Origin of the sequence: Pseudoalteromonas aurantia (assembly GCF_005886875.1) — a bacterium.
Classification (GTDB): domain Bacteria; phylum Pseudomonadota; class Gammaproteobacteria; order Enterobacterales; family Alteromonadaceae; genus Pseudoalteromonas; species Pseudoalteromonas aurantia_A.
Genome location: NZ_PNBY01000033.1, coordinates 1 through 1,429, shown reverse-complemented (window position 1 = coordinate 1,429; position 1,429 = coordinate 1). Strand labels below are relative to the sequence as shown.

Genomic DNA, 1,429 nt, shown 5'->3' with positions numbered 1-1,429 from the left:
TAATGCCAGTCAGTTAACAACTGACTGGCGTTTTTTATTGGGATATTTACTGGGCTTTGGTTTAATGCACCTCGGATACGAGCGTTCCCGTTTTATCGGTAATATGTGATGTTCGACTTGAGCTTGTAATTGCTCAATTGACTTGGGGATCCGTCCAGCATTCTCTATAAACATCGTTTGAATTAAGTTAATAATACTTATTGCGCACGTCGTAAAGCTAAGGTGTTTCGCATATATCCCTGGCTTTGTCTGCGCCATTTTCACCATCTGATATCTGAGCAAGTTATAGCTAAGTAATACGCCCCACAGCTCTTGCACTATCATGTCTGGTTTTTTGCTACGTAGCGTAAAGTGGCTATTTAACAAGGTTTGCTTCATCTCTCTATAGCCAAGTTCGATTTCCCACCTATCACTGTATAAGTCTACTATTTCAGCTTTTGGGAAACGCATCTGGTCGGTCAGTGAAGTGAGGATATTCACCTCTTTCCCCTTAATCATTTTTGTGACAAGTCTCACTTCAATATCATTGGGTAAGTCAGCAAACTTCTTTCTCGCTTGTGCTGTCGTTTTTAGCTTGATGAGTTTGTCTTGACGACCTAACGAGCGAATGACTTCATACTGAGTTCCTTTTCTCATAGGTTGGAGCCAGTGACGATTTTTCCCTGCATGATGCCAGCGATTGAGTAAACCTAGAGAATAGAAGCCTCTATCAAATAACGTCAGTGAATTATCGGGGGTTACATCGATTAGGTCTTCAGCAAGTACCATCTCACTTGAACGACAGCTATCAAAGGCACTTCCCATTAATAAATGGCTGGTGAGCTCCATTAAGCAAACCATACGTACTTGAGGGTAAGCTGTATCGCCGTGTTGATTCTTCCATGTAGAGAACGCCTGATGATTTTCAGTTGTATCAGGTGTACGCCAAATGACCCCATCAACGCCTAATAGTGATAAGCCACACCATGTTGGGTGGTTGGCATCAGCATTCCACATTTTCTGACTTTGTTGGAAAACCTCTTTAACGGCATCCGCACCAAGGCGCTGCCTCGCTTGCACAACCGCACTTGGTGCAACGAGTTCTCTTTTTCCGGGTAATGCTAAGCCGAGTTTACTGACGATGCTCCACAGCGGGTCTTCACGGTAAAGCGACATACAAATAACCGTCCAAACCGCCATTTCAACAGGAAGTCTCCTGCGTCTTATCGTAGCGACCCCCGCAGTTTCAGCGCATTGCTTGATGAAATCTGGGCATAAGAAATCACTCAGTTGACCTAAGCCCTCTGAGTTAGGGGCATAGCCATTGGCAAGAGAAAGTGCTGTCGTTAATTGCAAAAGAAAAGACTCCTGAATAAATTCAGAAGCCTTTATAAACTAACCAGTAGATCGGTCAATGGATCATCAAATATTTCTTATCTGATCGGCATTA

Annotated in this window: 1 protein-coding gene; it reads right to left on the bottom strand. The window is 43.5% G+C overall.

Annotation, left to right across the window (positions count from 1 at the left end; translation table 11 throughout):
- Positions 1–9 precede the first annotated feature (9 nt).
- Positions 10–1,335: an IS4 family transposase gene (locus CWC18_RS07350; RefSeq protein ID WP_138549148.1), complete on the bottom strand. Its 1,326-nt coding sequence runs from the start codon at positions 1,333–1,335 to the stop codon at positions 10–12.
- Positions 1,336–1,429 lie beyond the last annotated feature (94 nt).